This is a genomic window from Nonomuraea sp. NPDC026600, assembly GCF_040638335.1.
Lineage (GTDB): Bacteria > Actinomycetota > Actinomycetes > Streptosporangiales > Streptosporangiaceae > Nonomuraea.
The window spans coordinates 110,575-126,004 of sequence record NZ_JBEZYD010000031.1 but is presented as its reverse complement, the minus strand read 5'-3'; the positions used below and the strand labels follow the sequence as shown (position 1 = coordinate 126,004).

General features: G+C 67.1%; 18 protein-coding genes, 1 tRNA gene and 1 pseudogene. 12 read left to right on the top strand and 8 right to left on the bottom strand.

The features are described from left to right. Positions 1 to 36: 36 nt before the first annotated feature. The 3 genes from AB0F17_RS47430 to AB0F17_RS47420 form a co-directional block, all read right to left on the bottom strand. On the bottom strand, positions 37 to 1,443 hold the full coding sequence (locus tag AB0F17_RS47430) for a phage/plasmid primase, P4 family (RefSeq protein ID WP_358037472.1): 1,407 nt from the start codon (positions 1,441 to 1,443) through the stop codon (positions 37 to 39). Beyond that, complete coding sequence (locus tag AB0F17_RS47425) at positions 1,440 to 2,324, bottom strand: bifunctional DNA primase/polymerase (RefSeq protein ID WP_358037469.1); 885 nt, start codon at positions 2,322 to 2,324, stop codon at positions 1,440 to 1,442. The genes AB0F17_RS47430 and AB0F17_RS47425 overlap by 4 nt, the downstream gene beginning before the upstream one ends. A gap of 456 nt (positions 2,325 to 2,780) precedes the next feature. After that, on the bottom strand, positions 2,781 to 3,071 hold the full coding sequence (locus AB0F17_RS47420) for a helix-turn-helix domain-containing protein (RefSeq protein ID WP_358037466.1): 291 nt from the start codon (positions 3,069 to 3,071) through the stop codon (positions 2,781 to 2,783). Between the two features lie 264 nt (positions 3,072 to 3,335). Between AB0F17_RS47420 and AB0F17_RS47415 the strand changes: the two are divergent. The 4 genes and pseudogenes from AB0F17_RS47415 to AB0F17_RS47400 form a co-directional block, all read left to right on the top strand. Beyond that, positions 3,336 to 3,749: pseudogene (locus tag AB0F17_RS47415) on the top strand (helix-turn-helix transcriptional regulator); the annotation flags it as partial. A 3-nt stretch (positions 3,750 to 3,752) separates the two neighbouring features. Then, positions 3,753 to 4,124 carry a hypothetical protein gene (locus AB0F17_RS47410; RefSeq protein ID WP_358037570.1) on the top strand — a complete coding sequence of 124 codons (372 nt, stop codon included), beginning with the start codon at positions 3,753 to 3,755 and terminating at the stop codon, positions 4,122 to 4,124. Continuing rightward, a complete protein-coding gene (locus AB0F17_RS47405; protein WP_358037463.1) occupies positions 4,121 to 5,389 on the top strand; it encodes a tyrosine-type recombinase/integrase in 1,269 nt (422 codons plus the stop codon). The genes AB0F17_RS47410 and AB0F17_RS47405 overlap by 4 nt, the downstream gene beginning before the upstream one ends. A 62-nt stretch (positions 5,390 to 5,451) precedes the next feature. After that, a complete protein-coding gene (locus tag AB0F17_RS47400; RefSeq protein ID WP_358037460.1) occupies positions 5,452 to 5,796 on the top strand; it encodes a ribbon-helix-helix domain-containing protein in 345 nt (114 codons plus the stop codon). A gap of 94 nt (positions 5,797 to 5,890) precedes the next feature. Here AB0F17_RS47400 and AB0F17_RS47395 read toward each other — a convergent pair. Together AB0F17_RS47395 and AB0F17_RS47390 are read right to left on the bottom strand one after the other, a co-directional pair. Beyond that, a tRNA-Arg gene (locus AB0F17_RS47395) sits at positions 5,891 to 5,963 on the bottom strand. Between the two features lie 56 nt (positions 5,964 to 6,019). After that, on the bottom strand, positions 6,020 to 6,565 hold the full coding sequence (locus tag AB0F17_RS47390) for a hypothetical protein (protein ID WP_358037457.1): 546 nt from the start codon (positions 6,563 to 6,565) through the stop codon (positions 6,020 to 6,022). Positions 6,566 to 6,699: 134 nt separating this feature from the next. Here AB0F17_RS47390 and AB0F17_RS47385 point away from each other — a divergent pair, with 134 nt between their 5' ends. The 7 genes from AB0F17_RS47385 (at position 6,700) to AB0F17_RS47355 (ending at position 11,769) form a co-directional block, all read left to right on the top strand. Beyond that, positions 6,700 to 7,878, top strand: a complete 1,179-nt coding sequence (locus AB0F17_RS47385; protein ID WP_358037454.1) for a histidine kinase — start codon at positions 6,700 to 6,702, stop codon at positions 7,876 to 7,878. Position 7,879: 1 nt separating this feature from the next. Beyond that, positions 7,880 to 8,506 (top strand): response regulator transcription factor, encoded by a 627-nt coding sequence (locus tag AB0F17_RS47380; RefSeq protein ID WP_358037451.1) that lies wholly within the window; start codon positions 7,880 to 7,882, stop codon positions 8,504 to 8,506. A gap of 112 nt (positions 8,507 to 8,618) precedes the next feature. After that, entirely contained in the window at positions 8,619 to 8,840 is a 222-nt protein-coding gene (locus AB0F17_RS47375) for a hypothetical protein (protein ID WP_358037448.1), read from the top strand. After that, positions 8,837 to 9,268 carry a hypothetical protein gene (locus tag AB0F17_RS47370; protein ID WP_358037445.1) on the top strand — a complete coding sequence of 144 codons (432 nt, stop codon included), beginning with the start codon at positions 8,837 to 8,839 and terminating at the stop codon, positions 9,266 to 9,268. The genes AB0F17_RS47375 and AB0F17_RS47370 overlap by 4 nt, the downstream gene beginning before the upstream one ends. Position 9,269: 1 nt before the next feature. Continuing rightward, positions 9,270 to 10,001 carry a prolipoprotein diacylglyceryl transferase family protein gene (locus AB0F17_RS47365; RefSeq protein ID WP_358037442.1) on the top strand — a complete coding sequence of 244 codons (732 nt, stop codon included), beginning with the start codon at positions 9,270 to 9,272 and terminating at the stop codon, positions 9,999 to 10,001. Then, positions 9,998 to 11,539 (top strand): radical SAM protein, encoded by a 1,542-nt coding sequence (locus tag AB0F17_RS47360; protein WP_358037439.1) that lies wholly within the window; start codon positions 9,998 to 10,000, stop codon positions 11,537 to 11,539. The genes AB0F17_RS47365 and AB0F17_RS47360 overlap by 4 nt, the downstream gene beginning before the upstream one ends. Then, entirely contained in the window at positions 11,536 to 11,769 is a 234-nt protein-coding gene (locus AB0F17_RS47355) for a hypothetical protein (protein WP_358037437.1), read from the top strand. The genes AB0F17_RS47360 and AB0F17_RS47355 overlap by 4 nt, the downstream gene beginning before the upstream one ends. On the opposite strand, the gene AB0F17_RS47350 is transcribed toward AB0F17_RS47355, so the two are convergent. The 3 genes from AB0F17_RS47350 to AB0F17_RS47340 are packed head-to-tail and all read right to left on the bottom strand — an operon-like array spanning position 11,753 to position 13,961. Further along, positions 11,753 to 12,226, bottom strand: coding sequence for a MaoC family dehydratase (locus AB0F17_RS47350; protein WP_358037434.1), 474 nt, complete (start codon positions 12,224 to 12,226; stop codon positions 11,753 to 11,755). The genes AB0F17_RS47355 and AB0F17_RS47350 overlap by 17 nt on opposite strands. Positions 12,227 to 12,237: 11 nt before the next feature. Continuing rightward, entirely contained in the window at positions 12,238 to 13,479 is a 1,242-nt protein-coding gene (locus AB0F17_RS47345; RefSeq protein WP_358037431.1) for a hypothetical protein, read from the bottom strand. Next, positions 13,476 to 13,961, bottom strand: coding sequence for a SigE family RNA polymerase sigma factor (locus tag AB0F17_RS47340; RefSeq protein WP_358037428.1), 486 nt, complete (start codon positions 13,959 to 13,961; stop codon positions 13,476 to 13,478). The genes AB0F17_RS47345 and AB0F17_RS47340 overlap by 4 nt, the downstream gene beginning before the upstream one ends. Positions 13,962 to 14,179: 218 nt before the next feature. Between AB0F17_RS47340 and AB0F17_RS47335 the strand changes: the two genes are divergently transcribed. Next, the gene (locus AB0F17_RS47335) at positions 14,180 to 15,361 is read left to right on the top strand and encodes an ATP-binding protein (protein ID WP_358037425.1); all 1,182 of its coding nucleotides are present in this window, start codon (positions 14,180 to 14,182) and stop codon (positions 15,359 to 15,361) included. Positions 15,362 to 15,430 lie beyond the last annotated feature (69 nt).

Genomic DNA, 15,430 nt, shown 5'->3' with positions numbered 1-15,430 from the left:
GTTCTTGACGATGTGGCGAGGGAACTCGTCTCCGGGCTACTTCTCGGCGGCGAGTGCGATTCCGCGATATGCCTGGCCGGACGCGGCACGCTTCTTCTCGTGGCCGCGCTTGGCCATGGAGTCAGCGAACGTCACCTCCGGCCCTGCCTCCTCGCCAGCCGCAATACACCACTTCGACCAGGCGGCAAACAGGTGTCGGGCGCCCACGTGATAGTGGCTGGCTTGGATGGTCTGGTCCTGTAGGAACCGCCCGAGCGGGTCAGACTCGATCTGGTACTTGTTGGTGCGCTCGGCGATGACGCTGGGCAGCGCAAGGCCGCCCTCCTCGTAGCTCCGGTATCCCCGGTACGCCCAGGCGAGCAACGCGGGCAGTTCCTCGGCGAGCCGCTCCGGCAGCCTGCGGTCAGGCTTGGCGACGACCACGTCGAAGGGCACCACGCGGATCCGGCGCCACACTGCGGGGTCGTCGCCGGAGACCTTCGGCTTGTGGTTGGTGCAGAGGATCAGGACGTGGCTCGGGTCGAACTCGAAGAAGTCCTTGCGCATCTTGCGGGCGCGGAGCCGTTCGCCACCAGTCAGGCGCTTCATGGTGGCCGAGGCGAGGCTCCTGCCCTCGTCGGTCTCGCTGCACACGGCCAGCCGCGCCCCCTTCAAGTCGGCCAGGCCGGTCGGGTGCGCCGACTCACCCCGGGACACGAGAAGGTCGGGCTCGGCGTTGATGGCGTAGTCACCGAACGCTTTGCCCATCGCCTCCAGCAGCGTCGACTTCCCGTTCTGGCCGGTCCCCGTGAAGATCGGGAGTACGTGCTCGCGGACGAGCCCCAGCATCGAGTAACCGAAGACCCGCTGCACCCACACCTGGAGCCCGGCGTGACCGTCGTCGTCGGGCAAGATCTCGTTGATGAACCGGTCGAACAAGTCGCTTCGGGCATCCATGTCCAGGTCACACCCGGCCACCTTGGTCAGCATGTCAGCGGGATCGTGCTGACGCTGTTCCCCCGTCCGCAGATCGAGCGTGCCGCTGGGGGTGTTGAACAGGTGGGGAGCGGCATCCAGGACGTCGGGTGACACGGTGATGGGCTTCAAGGAGCCTGCGATCCGCAGAATGCCATCGAGGGCCGACGCGGACTCACACTTGCGGATGTCGGCGTACAGGTCATCCCGATCCTCCTTGTTCTCAAGGCTCGGGATGTCCGAGAGGGCAGCCTTCACCGTCGCTGCGGCTGCGCGCATTGCGGCGCCGTCCTTGTCCGGGACCCATCGGGTCGAGTCCCACACGTGCCAGCCGAGGCTGTGGGCGTGCATGAGCCGCCCAGCGTGGAGCTTGGCGAACCGCTCGGCCATGCGGAGCTGACCCCGGTGCATCTCGCCGATGATCGACGATGCCTTGTGCCCTCCGGGGACGCCAGCTTCGTCGAGGATCTGCTGGGCACTCTTCGTCACGATGCCCTCATTCCGCGACGCATGCCGTTCCCGATCGTGCCGCGCCCCAAGGCGATGCCGATCTCTGATTCCGTGAGCCCGATCTCCATGCCGGACGCCCAGAGCACGTTGTAGGCAGTGGCCTCGTCGATGGCGCCCTGCGCGACCATCTGCCCCGCCCGGAACGCGGCCCAGAACAGGACCGTGTTCCGCTCTCCCGGGGCAGCCTTTAGGACCGTCCGTACGAGGCCACCGAGGCGACCCCGTGCATCCCCGCTCCTTGCGCCTCGGGCGACCTTGCGGGGCTGCGGCGGCTTCTCCTGCAGCCGTTCGAGGAGGGCTGGGTGAAGGTCGGCCAGCGGCAGCGCGAACTGGTCGTTCACCCATCGGTAGGGCTGGCCCGTGCGCGGGTGGAGAGAGGGAGCCACCACGATGTACCCGCCATCGGCCTTGACGTCGATCTGCTGTCCGGCCTTGCCCACACCGGAGGGGATGCGGACGCCAGGATGTCGGTAGACCAGATGCAGGCCGCCGGATCCGGTGGTCGCGGTGACTGTGCTGGGCAGGATGCCGCCCTCGTCGAGTTTCGCCATGGTCTTGAGGCCGTGCGGTACGTCTACGTCGATGACGACGGTGCCCGAGGCGCTACCGGTGCGGATCGCGATCAGGCTGCGCGGGACGCGACGGTCCATGGCGCGGATGCGATCAGGGTCCGTCGTGGCCGCGTAGAAGCCGTGGCAGGTCAGGCAGGGGCAGGCTTCCATCTGCTCCGGAGCGACGTGCTCGTCACGGCACCGGTCGCAGTTCCGCAGGGGTGTCTTGGAACTGGATAGGACGAACACTGGCCAGCCGTGCGCGGCGTAGCGGAGCATCGCCTGCAGGCGGGAATGGCCAGGGCTCACGCGGAGGTCTGGCGCGCCTTGAACCATCGCGGCATCCGGGCCGTGAAGTCCGGGCAAGGGGTTGCCGCTGCTCAGCGTGTTACCGTGCTGTCCAGCGGCCGGAAGACTCTTCTGGTCGTGCATGATCCTGTCCATCTCGGATGCATCGAGTGATGGGGTCGGGCGCCTGGGTGCGCAACCACCCGGGCGCCTTCTTGTACGGGCGTTCGGCGGAGTGGCGGAGTAACCGTCGCCGTGGGTGTACATGGAGCCGTAGGCCCGAGGCAGGAGCCTCTGAGCTGCCGCATAAGACAGCGCTGTTCCAGGTAGGACAGTGACGACGTCAGCGACTGGCGGAAGGTGTGTCGCCACGCGGCCGAGCGGTCGGTTCCTCGCCCCGAACGGACGAGCCACTCAAGGGCGGAGCGACCAATCGGTCATCCAGCGGCTGTAGGAAGTGCCCTCACGGTCCGAGCGTCAGGCCGCCGAGGCAGTCGCACGCAGTTCCTGGACATAGGTCAGGAGGGAGTCCCTCGGAACGCGCCTGCTGCGGCCGATGAGCACGGACTCCAGTTCGCCCGACTTGATGAGCTGGAAGTAGACACTGCGGCCGATCTGGAGCAGCTCAAGGACCTGCTCCTCCTTGAGGAGGAGAGGGAAGCACGCGCACGGCGACGCCGTGGACGTCGGCTCGCCAACGGGCGACAGGCGGGTGTGGCGGCTGGTCAGAGGTTCTCCGACCGTGCTCAGCCCTCTAGCATTGGACATGACTCAGGTCCTTCGAATCGACGCGACTGGCTTGGGCAGCCCTCGGTGGGAAACCGTGCGGTGTTCGGAGCGGGAACTCCGTCCACAGCACCCCGCCGGGGGCTTACTGCTGTCCGGACCGTGACACCGGTTTGGGTTTCCACCCCCCAGTCCTCGGCCGTACGAAGATCACCGTAACGGTCCATGGCGGCTCACGCAAGTTTGCGATCGCATTCGACTGCACATGACGCAAGCGGCCGTTTGCGGTAGGCGGCCGAGCTGCTTATGACGCGCGATGGAGACGCCAGAAAGCCGATTACCAGGGGATTCACTCGGCGATACGCGGGAAAACTTCGTACTCTACGCGCCGTTGCCGCTTGCGTCATCTCTCGCTGCTTACTGCCTGCTGGGCATCGCCGAAGGGGACCGTCCGCTGCCGAACATTGCTGCAAGTTCTTGCGGGTCGCGCTCAATATCATTAGAGTCAATATGCGTTATCCGCATCCCATGGAGGAGTCAGCATTCATGCCGGAGGAGAACAAGTTCTACGACTGGCTTGCAACCACAGCGCGTGCCAACGGGTACGGGTCTGACGCGCAGCTCGCCGAGGCGCTTGGCCTACAGCAGTCGACAGTTTCCCGGTGGCGGAAGGGAACCCGCCCGCACATCACACACCTGGTGAAGCTCGGTCAACTGTTCCGCATGAGCATTGAGCCCATGCTCACTATGTCCGGGCATGTCCCGCCCGACCTACTCCGCAACACCGAGCCGCCGGCACCGCCCACCCCGCCGATCGTCCGCCAGATCCAGGAAGCCTCACTCCCTGACGGCGTCAAGAAGGCCCTCCTCGACTACTGGGACGAGCGGCTTGCGGAGGAACAGACCCGGGTCACCGAGCTGATCAAGGTGTTCGGGTCGAACTTCGGAGGGCTCATCACCGAGGACCCAGTGGCCGGGTCGTTCACGCTCGCCAGTTCCGACTTGCCGCGGCACTTCGCCGGCCTCATGCAGCAGGCCGTCAAGGAACTGAGGCCACCCGCACGCCGAACGCGAGGAACGGGAGCGACCCGATGACGGCCACGAAAAAGCGCTCGCGCGGCAACGGAGAAGGCAGCTTCTACCAGCGCGGGGACGGTATGTGGATCGGCGCCGTGACACTGCCGGGCGGCGAGCGGAAGACCGTCTCGTCGAAGGACAAGACCAAGGCGCGGGAGGAGTGGCGCAAGCTGCTCCGCCAGGTCGAGGAGGGCAAGCCGATCACGTCCGGCCGCGGCGTCACCCTGGAGCGCTATCTCAACCAGTGGGTCTCGCTCACGCTGGCCCAGCGGGTGGCCGCAGGGAAGGTGGCCGAGTCCACGATGATCTCCTACTCGGACAACATCAGGCTCCACGTCATCCCGCACGTTGGAGGCGAGCCGCTGACGAAGCTGACCCCCGCACGGTTACGGGCATGGCTGCTGGAGTTGCAGCGCAAACCGGCGGCCCGGCAGAAGAAGGCAGTGGAGGGCGAGGATCCGCCGCCGGTGGTGTTCCTGTCCGACCGCACGGTCAACTACTGCCACGCCATCCTCCGGGCCGCGCTCAACGATGCGTTCAAGGACGAACTGGTCGCGCGCAACGTGGCCATGCTGGTCGAGCCACCCTCGGGCAAGAGCAAGCGCGGGACGGCGCTGACCGGCGAGGAGGCCGACAGGCTCTTTTCAGCGGCGCACAACCATCGGTGGGGCGTGTTGTGGCTCACGATCCTTGGCCTCGGCCTGCGGCGCGGTGAGGCACTCTCACTGCGCTGGGAGGACATCGACCTGGACAACGCCGTGATCAAGGTTGGTCCTTCGCTGCAGCGCCTGCGGGGCGAGCTCGACCAGGAGACCGGACGCCGGCGCGGTCGGCTGGCCGTGGTCCGCGCGAAGACCGAGGGGTCGGACGCGAAGCTGGCGATCCCCCGGGCCGTGGTCGTGCTGCTGCGGCAGCACAAGGTGGATCAGGCCGCCGAGCGGCTGGCGGCGAAGGTGTGGGCGGACCCGGGGCTGGTGTTCACCACTTCGGTGGGGACGCCGATTGAGCCGCGGAACGCCAACCGGGCATGGAACGCACTGTGCGACGAGGCGGGCATCACGCGGCCGGACGGCAAGCGGGTGAGGATTCACGACCTCCGGCACACCGCGGCGACCTGGTTGCATGGGGAAGGCGTGGACATGAAGACCATCCAGGGGACTCTCCGGCACAGCCGACTCGCCACGACCTCGGAGATCTATACGCACCTCACCGAGGACGTGCAGCGCCGGGCCGCGGACTCGATGGACGGGGCGCTGTCCCGGTTCGGCCGCCTCGCTCAATGAACCCGCACGCTGCTGACCTGCGGAAGTGTAGGGGCGTGTAGGGATCCAGGTATTGGCTCTGTATGTATAGGCGCGTAGGTGGAACAGGTAGACCCTACACAGCCCTACACACACCCGCTGAAGTGCAGGAACACGAAGAGAAGCCCTACACGGCTGCGGTCAATCCCAGCACTCGCGGCCTATCTGGAACAGGTGTAGTCGAATGTAGTCATCCGTATTACAATGTAGTCGTGTCGAACAAGCCGACCACCGTCCGGCTGACGGACGAACAGAAGGCGGGGCTCGACGCCATCGGCGAGCGAGAGGATCGGAGCCGATCGTGGCTCATCTCGAAGGCTGTGGACGAGTACATCGCCCGACATCAACGAAGCGAAGAGGCAACTACGGACGGAGGCGAACCTCAGTGAACGAAACGGCGTCGCTACAGCCGTTGCTACAGTCGACCCCTGGAAACGACGCAGGGAGCCCCTTGAGATCAAGGAACTCCCTGGTGATGCTGTGTGCGGCCGGAGGTACTCGAAACCCCAACCTTCTGATCCGTAGTCAGATGCTCTATCCATTGAGCTACGGCCGCTCGCTGCGTGACCAGCATAGCGGGTCCAGAGCCGTGCCTCGAACCAGATACCGCCATCACGTCCCAGTAGACCCCACCTTCTTCGGCCAAAGGGTGTAGCTCAGGGGCCAGAGCAGGGCGATCAGCGGCACCTTCAGCATGCCGGACATGAAATCGATCAGTGCGGCCGTGCGGGACGGTTCGTTGACGAGCCAGACCAGGCCGAGCAGAAGAGCGCAGGCTATGGCGTACGCGAGGACCATGCGGAGCCAGAAGCCCCACTCGTAGCGGGTGCGGGCCATGCCGCCCTCGGGTGGTTTCCAGGGAGGTGGGCCGTCGGCGAAGCGGTGGCGGAACTTGGCGTCGGCCCAGCGGATCGTGCGGTGGCCGAAGACGATGGAGTACGCCAGGTACGCGGCCGCCAGGCCGTGCCTCAGGTCGGCCGTGGCGCCGCCGCGCATGTCTATGACGGCTGCCGCCAGGAGGATCACGTCCAGGAGCGGTACGCAGATGAGGAGGGCGGTGCTGAGCCGGCGGCGGTTCCAGAGATAGCGGCTGGCGAGGCCGAGTCCGAGCAGGAGCCAGAAGCCGACTTCGCAGCCGATCAGGATGGCGACAATCACGCATCCCATCCTTTTCGACTCTTCTGCGCGGCGCATCGTCAGTGAAGACGAGCCTGTGGATACATCGAAGTGTTTATCCACAGGCGGACCCGCGGAGGAGGGAACCGGGGCCGGACGGTGGTGGGATGGGGAGCATGAAACGCGAGGCGTCGTGGGCCGGGCTGGCCTTCGTCGTGGGCCTGCTCCTGATCGTGGGTGGAGCCTACACACGTGTCGGGGTGCCCATGGGGTGGCTCGTGGTGCCGCTGGCGTTCGTGTGTTCGGGGGTTCTGGTACGGCAGCGTGCGCCGCTGGTGGGGCTGGGCTTGGGGGCCGTGGGGATCGGCGTCGATCTGTTCGTGGGGCCGTCGTTGCCGACTGTCCTGATATTTACGGACAACGTGTATGCGGCGGCGTTGTACGGGCCGGCGCGGTTCTCGCGGTGGCTGCTCGGGATCGCGACTGTGCTGGCGGTGTTGGCCGGGGCCGTGACGGGGGTGGTGGCACGTGACTGGCGGCTGCTGGCGGTGATCGGGATTCAGGCGGGGCTCGTGCTGGTCACGCCGGTGACCACGGCGATGCTGTTACGCCAGCACCGTGACCAGGCCGTGGTCGAACGTGCCAGGGCCGAGCAGGTGGCGCGCCTGGCCGAGTTCGACCGGCAGGCGGCCATCGCGACGGAGCGTACGCGGATGGCCCGGGAGCTGCATGACATGATCGCCAACCACTTCAGCGCGATCGCCATCCAGTCGACGGGCGCGCTGTCGCGCAGGGATCTGGATGCGGCGACCGTACGGAAGATCATGGAGTCCGTTCGGGAGAACAGCCTGAAAGGACTGGCCGAGATGCGGGACATGATCGGGCTGTTGCGGCAGGAAGGGGATGAGCCCGAGGCCACCCGGCCGCGGCTGGCCGACGCCGAGAGTCTGGTCGAGCGGTCGCGGCGGGCGGGGATGACGGCTGATCTACGTGTTGAGGGGGAGGCGCGGGAGCTGTCTCCGGCGGTCGATCTGGCTGGATATCGGATCTTGCAGGAGGCGCTGACCAATGCGCTCAAGCATGGCGGGCGGCCGGTTGCGGTCGAGATCGTCTATGAGCCGGGACAGGTCACGGTGGCTGTGGATAACCCTGTGGATGAACGTACGGCTCGGCTGCCCGGCGCGGGGGCGGGGATCGTCGGGATGAGGGAACGGGCCGCGCTGGTCGGGGGGTCGTTCGAGAGTGGGGCGGACGGGGGTTCGTGGCGGGTCAGGGCCACGCTGCCCACACCGAAGGGCTCTGGGGAAAAGGTCCATGAACGCATGGACGGTAAGGAGGGAACGACGTGGTGGTGAGATGACGATCAAGGTGCTGGTCGCGGACGATCATGCAGCCGTCAGGGCTGGGCTGGTGCTGATTCTCGGTGGGGCTCCGGACATCGAAGTCGTCGGGGAGGCGGCCGATGGTGAGCAGGCGGTGGAATTGGCTCGCGAGACCCGGCCTGACGTGGTGTTGATGGATGTGCGGATGCCGAAGCTCGACGGCATCTCGGCGACCAGGGAGCTCGCTGGGGTGGCCGATGTGTTGATTTTGACGACGTTCGATGTGGATGAGTATGTGTTCGGGGCGTTGCGGGCGGGGGCGGTGGGGTTTCTGGTGAAGAACACCGACGCGGATTCGCTGATCGCGGCGGTACGGCTGGTGGCCGGGGGTGATGGGCTGATCTCGCCTACGGTCACGCGGCGGTTGATCGCGGCCTTCGCCGAGCAGCCGGTGCGTAAGGAGCAGCAGGTAGAGGGGTTGACGCCGCGTGAGCAGGAGGTGCTGGCCTGCGTCGGTCGCGGGCTGTCCAATGCCGAGATCGCCAGGGAGCTCGACATGGCTGAGGCGACCACGAAGACGCATGTGAGCCGGGTGTTGAACAAGCTGGGTCTCAAAAGCCGGGTGCAAGCGGCGATTTATTACTCGGAAGGCCCCCGCTAGTCTGAAGGTCGTGACCAGGCCACCGCCTCCCCAGCCTCCCCAGCCGCCGCGGCCGACGGGCTTGATCGTTGGCTTGGCGTTCGCCGGGGCCTTTGGGTACTGGGTTCTCAATGTGATCGTCGGAATCATCGCCTTGAGCGCGGGGTCGGCGGTGGCGATCGGGGTGGGCGCAGGGTTCCTGGCTGTGGTCGGGCTCGGTGCGGGGATCGTGCTTGTGGTGCTGCGTAAGCCGTGGATGTTGGGGTTGGGGCTGGGGTTGATGATCGGGTGGGCGCTCGCCTCGATCGTCACGGCCGGCTACTGCACGGGGCTGAATCCGGGCATGTACCCATGACTGTGCCGACATCGGATGGCCACAACGAGGGGGCGCCACCACTGGGAGGAAACGCCCCGACGCTAGAGGACGGGAGCGACGGAGGGCCGCCGCCCACAGGAAAGTCCACCGGCAAGCCCACCGGCAAGTCCATTGGGCTGATCATCGGGCTGGCGTTCGCCGGCCTGGTCGCCTACAGCATCGTCAACGCCATCCTAGGCATCCTGATCTTCATCAGCACCCTGGACCAGAACGGTCCGAACCACCCCATCATCATCTCCTGCACGATCTTCCTCGCCCTCCTCGGCCTGGCCGCCGGAGCTGGTCTCCAGTTCCTGCGCAAACCATGGGCCACCGGCCTGGGCCTGGGGTTCCTGATCGGCTGGGCGCTGTGGTCGATCCTGTCCGCCGGGATCTGCACCGGCATCAGCCCGGACCTGTACACCTGACATGCCCCTCCACGAGATCTTCGTCGGCCTGGGGGTACTGGTCGCGTCCGTGGTCTTCGTACACGAGGCCCGCCGCCGCGGCGCGCTGAACGAGCAGTCGCTGGTGACCGTGACCGGCGCCCTGGTCGGCGGCGCGATCGGGATGCGGCTGGCGGGCTGGCTGGAGACGCTGAACCTGTCCGACCTCTGGCTGTACGGCTCGCGGAGCATTCTCGGCGGCTTGACCGGCGCCTACCTAGGCGTACTGATCGCCAAGAGGATCATCGGCTACAAGCAGCGCACCGGCGACCTGTTCGCCCCGGCGGTGGCGCTGGGCATGGCGGTGGGCCGGATCGGCTGCCATCTGACCGAGGCGCCGGGCCGCCCGACCGAGCTGCCCTGGGGCGTACACGCTCCCCCGACGACGCCCGAGTGCCCCGGCTGCCTGACCGGGCAGGCCATGCACCCGTCGTTCATCTACGAGATCATCTTTCAGCTCGCCGTGTTCGCCGCACTGCTCTGGGCGCGCAGGCGGCTCACCGAGCCGGGTGAGCTGTTCACGCTGTACCTGGCCGCGTACGCCGTCTTCCGCTTCCTCGTCGAGTTCACCCGCGCGAACGAGACCGTCTGGCTCGATCTCACCAGGCCGCAGTGGTTCCTGATCCCTGGCCTGCTGCTGCTCGCCCTGAGGCTGCGGTACGGCTGGCGGCGCGGCCACTACGATCCCCTCTTCAAGCGGAAGGTCATGACATGAGCGCCGGAATGGGTCTGCGGGGTGACCGCATCCTCAGGTACGTCAATGCCTTCTGCCCCCACTGCCACGGCCAGGACCTGGAGCGGGTCGAACGGCTGAGCGGCTACCTGGCCGTCCGCGACGAGCGCGTGTGGCTGGAGCGCGGCTGCCGCGAACACGGCCTAGTCAGGACTCTCTATGACGAAGACCCAGAAATCCTGACATATCTGGAGGAATGGACCGCCCCCACAAAGCAACACATGCCGGATATGACCGGCAACTTCCAGCCGGTCCCCGCCGCCTATCTCCAAGGCCTCCCCGAGATGCAGACCCAGCACACCTGCATCCTGCTCGAAGACATCGCCGAAGCCTGCAACCTGCGCTGCCCCACCTGCTTCGCCGACAGCTCCCCCGACCTGACCGGCATCGTCCCCATCACCGACATCCTGGCGAACGTCGACCAGCGCCTAGCCCGCGAGAACGGCAGACTCGACGTCCTCATGCTGAGCGGCGGCGAGCCCACCCTCCACCCCGAGCTCGCCCAGTTGCTCGCCGAGCTCCACCAGCGGCCCGTCACCCGCATCCTGATCAACACCAACGGCGTCCTCATCGCCAGGGACGACGCCCTGCTCGACCTCCTCACCGAGCACCGCGAGCGGGTGGAGGTCTACCTCCAGTACGACGGCAGCTCGGCCGAGGCGTCCAAACATCACCGGGGCGGCGACCTGCGGCACCTCAAGGCGCAGGCCGTACAACGGCTGTCGGAGCGGGAGATCTTCACCACGCTGGTGATGACCGCCGCGCTCGGCGTCAACGACGGGGAGATCGGCGACGTCGTACGGCTGGCGCTCGACACGCCGTTCGTCGGCGGTGTGTCGTTGCAGCCGCAGTTCGGCTCGGGCAGATCTGGACCGATCGACCCGATGGACCGCCTCACCCACACCGGTGTGCTCAAGCGGCTCGGCCCGCAGACCGACGGCCTGGTGACCTGGCGCGACCTCACCGCGCTGCCCTGCTCGCACCCGCACTGCTGCTCGGTCGGCTACCTGATCCGCGACGACTCGCAGCAGTGGCGTTCGCTGGTCGCGCTGATCGGCCACGACCGGCTCAAGGCGAACCTGGGTCTGGTCTCCAACCGCATCGCCGACACCGAGATCCCCCGCGAGCTGCGGCTGGCCGTACAGGAATCGCTGCTCGGACTGCTGTCGGAGCAGTCGTCACTGTCGCACCCGCAGATCGGCGACCTGTGGCGGGACATCTGCGAGAACTGCGACCTCGGCGTGTCCACGCTGCTCACGCTGGCCTCTTCGGCGCTGCCCGGCAGGCGGAAGAAGCTTCGCAAACTGCTCGGCGAGCGGGTGGTGCGGGTGACGGTCAAGCCGTTCATGGACATCTCGACCATGATCGAGGAGCGGCTCACGCAGTGCTGCGTGCACGTCGGGACGCGCGCCGAGCAGGACCAGTGTGCGCCGTTCTGCGCGGTGCAGGCCTGGCCGCAGCTGTCGGAGCAACGGCTGTCGGCGGTGGCCTCCAGACCTCAGCTCAAGGTGATCACGTGAAGGATCCGCTCCGGTTGTGCGTGTACGCGACCGTCGCGCTGCTGGCCTGGCTGCTGGGGCCGTGGGCGGTGCTGGGGTTCGCGGTCCTCGGGTTCGCCGGGTACTGGAAGGCGCGCCGGGCCGGGCTGACCCAGAGCAAGTGCGTGCTCAAGGACACCCGGCTCGTACTGGCCTATCTCGGGCTACTGGCGCTCGTCGCGGCGGCGGCGATCATCAATTCCCTGTGGTGAACCCCTCGGGGATGTACAGGCTGAGTGTCTCGGCGATGCAGGCGGGGCGCTTCTCGCCCTCGATCTCGATCGTCATCTTCAGGTTGGACAGGTAGCCGGCGGGCGTGCCCTTGACGTCGCTCAGCTCACCCAGCGCCCTGACCCGCGCGCCGACCGGCACCGGCCTGGGAAAACGCACCTTGTTCAGGCCGTAGTTGACGCCCATCTGGATGCCCTCGACGCGCACCAGCTCGAACATGAACGACGGCAGCAGCGACAGGCTCAGGTAGCCATGCGCGATCGTGCCCCCGAACGGCCCTTCCTTGGCCCTCTCCACGTCGACGTGGATCCACTGGTGGTCGTCTGTGGCGTCGGCGAAGAGATTGACCTGTTCCTGAGTGATCGTGCGCCACTCGGTCGGGCCGAACTTCTCGCCGACGGCCGCCTTGAGTTCCTGTACGTTCGCGAAGGTCCGCATGGCTCCGAACGCTATTGCGCGGGCGGGACGGCTGCCAAGTTGAGGACCCAATACTTGGCGGGTTTGTCCCCCTTGGTAGTGCCCCAGTAGAGGATCGTGCTGGGCTCCGACGAGGTACCGACACCGCTCCAGTTATTGGGCCGCTCAATGTGCGCCATCTTGCCGGCGTTGAGGTCGAATATGGAGTCGCCCAATGACAAGAAGCGGTCGAGGATGGGATACGGCCTGAGTTGCCCGAGGAATCCGTGCCCCGCCAGCCGGACCGTCCCGGTGCCGTCGAGGCGCTGAGCGAACGCGGTGCCGTTCAGGCGGCCCTGGCACCAGGTCGGTCCGCATCGCAGGTTCTTGGTACCGTCTTTGATCACGACCTTGGTCACAGTCCCGTCGGCCAAGTTGACGACCTTGGACTGGTTGCGGTCAGGCTCCCTGAACATGTCACCGACATCGCCCGCCCACGGCCAGCTGATCAGGTGCAGCCCGCCGGCCTTCGGCACGCGATCGGGAGTGCCGCCGGTGAACGGCACCCGGTACACGCCGCCCTTCCGCGTCGACCAGACGATGTTCTCGCCGTCCGCCCCGACTGCCTCGACCGCCGCGTCGCCGCCGGTCAACGTGAAGGCCAGCTTGGCCTTGCCACCGGAAAGCGGGGCCCACCAGAGTTCGGCGATCGCGGTCCCGGACTTCGACGCGGTGGAGTACCAGACGACGTTCGTGCCATCGGCCGAGGCGGATTGCATGAAGTTCCGCTTCAGTCCTGGGGTCGCCGGGACCTCCGTCACCACCCGGGACTTACCGGTCTTGGTGTCGTACACCTCGATCTTGCCGGCCTTCTCGAACGAGGACTCCGCGTTGAGCAGTACCTCGGTGGCGCTGATGCCGGTGATCGGCCGGTAACGCCAGCCGTCGGCGTTCTTCGCGGGCATCTGAAACAGGGTCTGCGGCCAGAGTTTCGCGACCGGCGTCCCCTTGGCCTGGGTCTGCGGCCTCGGAGTCACAGTTATGGTCTTCTCAGGCTGGGGCCTGGTCGTGGTCGACGTGGCGGCCGCCTCTTCTCCGCCCCCGCTGGAGAAGGCCCCCCGGGCGACGACCGTACTCGTGCTCACCACCCCGACCACCGCGGCCGCCGCGAGCAGTTGCGCGCGCCGCCTGGTCCGCCGCCGCCTGCGCGCGCCGACCCCGGCGATCAGGTCGAGCTCGGGAGCCTGGTCCGCCGCGTCGCGCAGCGCGCCGCTCAGTTCGTCCTCTGTCCTCATGTCCGTCCCCTTTCCAGCACAGCGGGCCGGACCCGGAGCGTGGCGAGCGCCCGGAATGCCTGGCTGCGCACAGTTCCCCGTGAGATGCCGAGGATCGCGGCGATCTCCTCATCCGGCAGGTCCTCGTAATACCGCAGGACCAGCACGGTCCGCTGCTTCCTGGGCAGCGTCGCGAGCTCCTTCCAGAGCTCGCCGAAGGAATGCGTGTCGTGGTAGATGCCTTCGGGGACGTCGTCGGTCAGGTGCTCCCTGCGCCGCCTGCGCCACCAGCTGACGTGCTGACGGGCCATGGTCGTGCGGACGTACGCCTCGGGACTGTCCTTGTTGCGGACCCGGCTCCAGGTGTCGCTCAGCTTGAGCAGCGACTCCTGGACCAGATCCGCGGCGTCCTCGGCGTTGCCGGTGAGCACGTAGCCGTATCTGATCAGAGCCGAACCCCTGGCCCGGACGAATTCCTCGAACTCCACATCACCGGGACGCACGAGCCGCCCGCTCTGTTGCAAAGATCTTTACTCGAAACCATCGCGCACGTGTTCGAGTGCGCGCTACAGTTCTCGGTACCGACTCGAACAAGGGTTCGGCCTGGTGGGAGGGGGTGTGTCCGATGACGATACTCGCGACGGCCCCTGCTCGGACACGCCGTAGCGCTTTCTTCCCAAATCTAAGACGGCCGCTATATCCCGCAATAAAGTCCGAGAGCGTGGACCCCGTGCGCAATCCTTACGCCCCCGGAGCCGGACAGCGTCCGCCGGAGCTCGCCGGGCGCGACCGCGAGCTGCAGCAGTTCGAGGTCGTGCTGGAGCGGGTGGCCCGCGGCCGTCCCGAGCGCAGCATGGTCGTCACCGGCCTGCGCGGCGTCGGCAAGACCGTGCTCCTCAACACGTTCAAGTCCATGGCGATGCAGCGGCTGTGGGGCACGGGCAAGATCGAGGCCCGGCCCGACCAGTCGATCCGCCGTCCCGTCTCGGCCGCGCTGCACATGGCGATCCGCGAGCTGGCTCCCCGGCATCGCGCGCCGGAGCGCATCGAGCAGTTCCTGGGCGTGCTCAAGGCGTTCGCGATGCGTGACCCGGCCGCCGCCAAGGGCACCTCGCACTGGTCGCCCGGCATCGAGGTGCCGGCCAGCCGTGGCCGCGCCGACTCCGGCGACCTCGAGATCGACCTCACCGAGCTGTTCGTCGATGCCGCGAGCGTGGCCACCGACCTGGGCGTCGGCATCGCGCTGTTCATCGACGAGATGCAGGACGTGCAGCCCGCCGACGTCTCGGCGCTCTGCGCCGCCTGCCACGAGCTGTCGCAGTCCGGCGGGCCGCTGATCGTGGTCGGCGCGGGCCTGCCCCACCTGCCGAGCGTGCTGTCGGCCAGCAAGAGCTACTCCGAGCGGCTCTTCCGCTACGCCCGCATCGACAAGCTCGACCGCGAGGCGGCCGACCTCGCGCTGATGCTGCCGGCGCGGGAGGAAGAGGTCGAGTTCACGCAGGACGCCCTCGACGCCCTTTATGAGGCGGCCGACGGTTATCCCTACTTCGTCCAGGCGTACGGGAAAGTTGCCTGGGATCTGGCGCCGCGCAGCCCGATCACCCTCGACGACGTCAAGGTGTCCGCGCCCGAGGCCGAGGAGGAGCTCGCGGTGGGCTTCTTCGGCAGCCGCTACGAGCGAGCCACCCCGGCGGAGCGCGACTACATGCACGCCATGGCGCAGATCGGCGACGAGCCGGTCGCCACCGCCGACGTGGCCGACGCGCTGGGGCGCAAGCCGTCCAGCCTGTCACCGGCCCGCGACAGCCTCATCAAGAAGGGGCTCATCTACAGCGCTGAGCGCGGCCTGATCGCGTTCACCGTGCCGCATTTCGGGAGGTTCCTGCGTGCCCAACCGATCTAGGCGACACCCCTAGTCCTCTATTGGGCTGTCTAGTGGGGAAGCTAGATAGCCCAATAGAGTCATATCCTC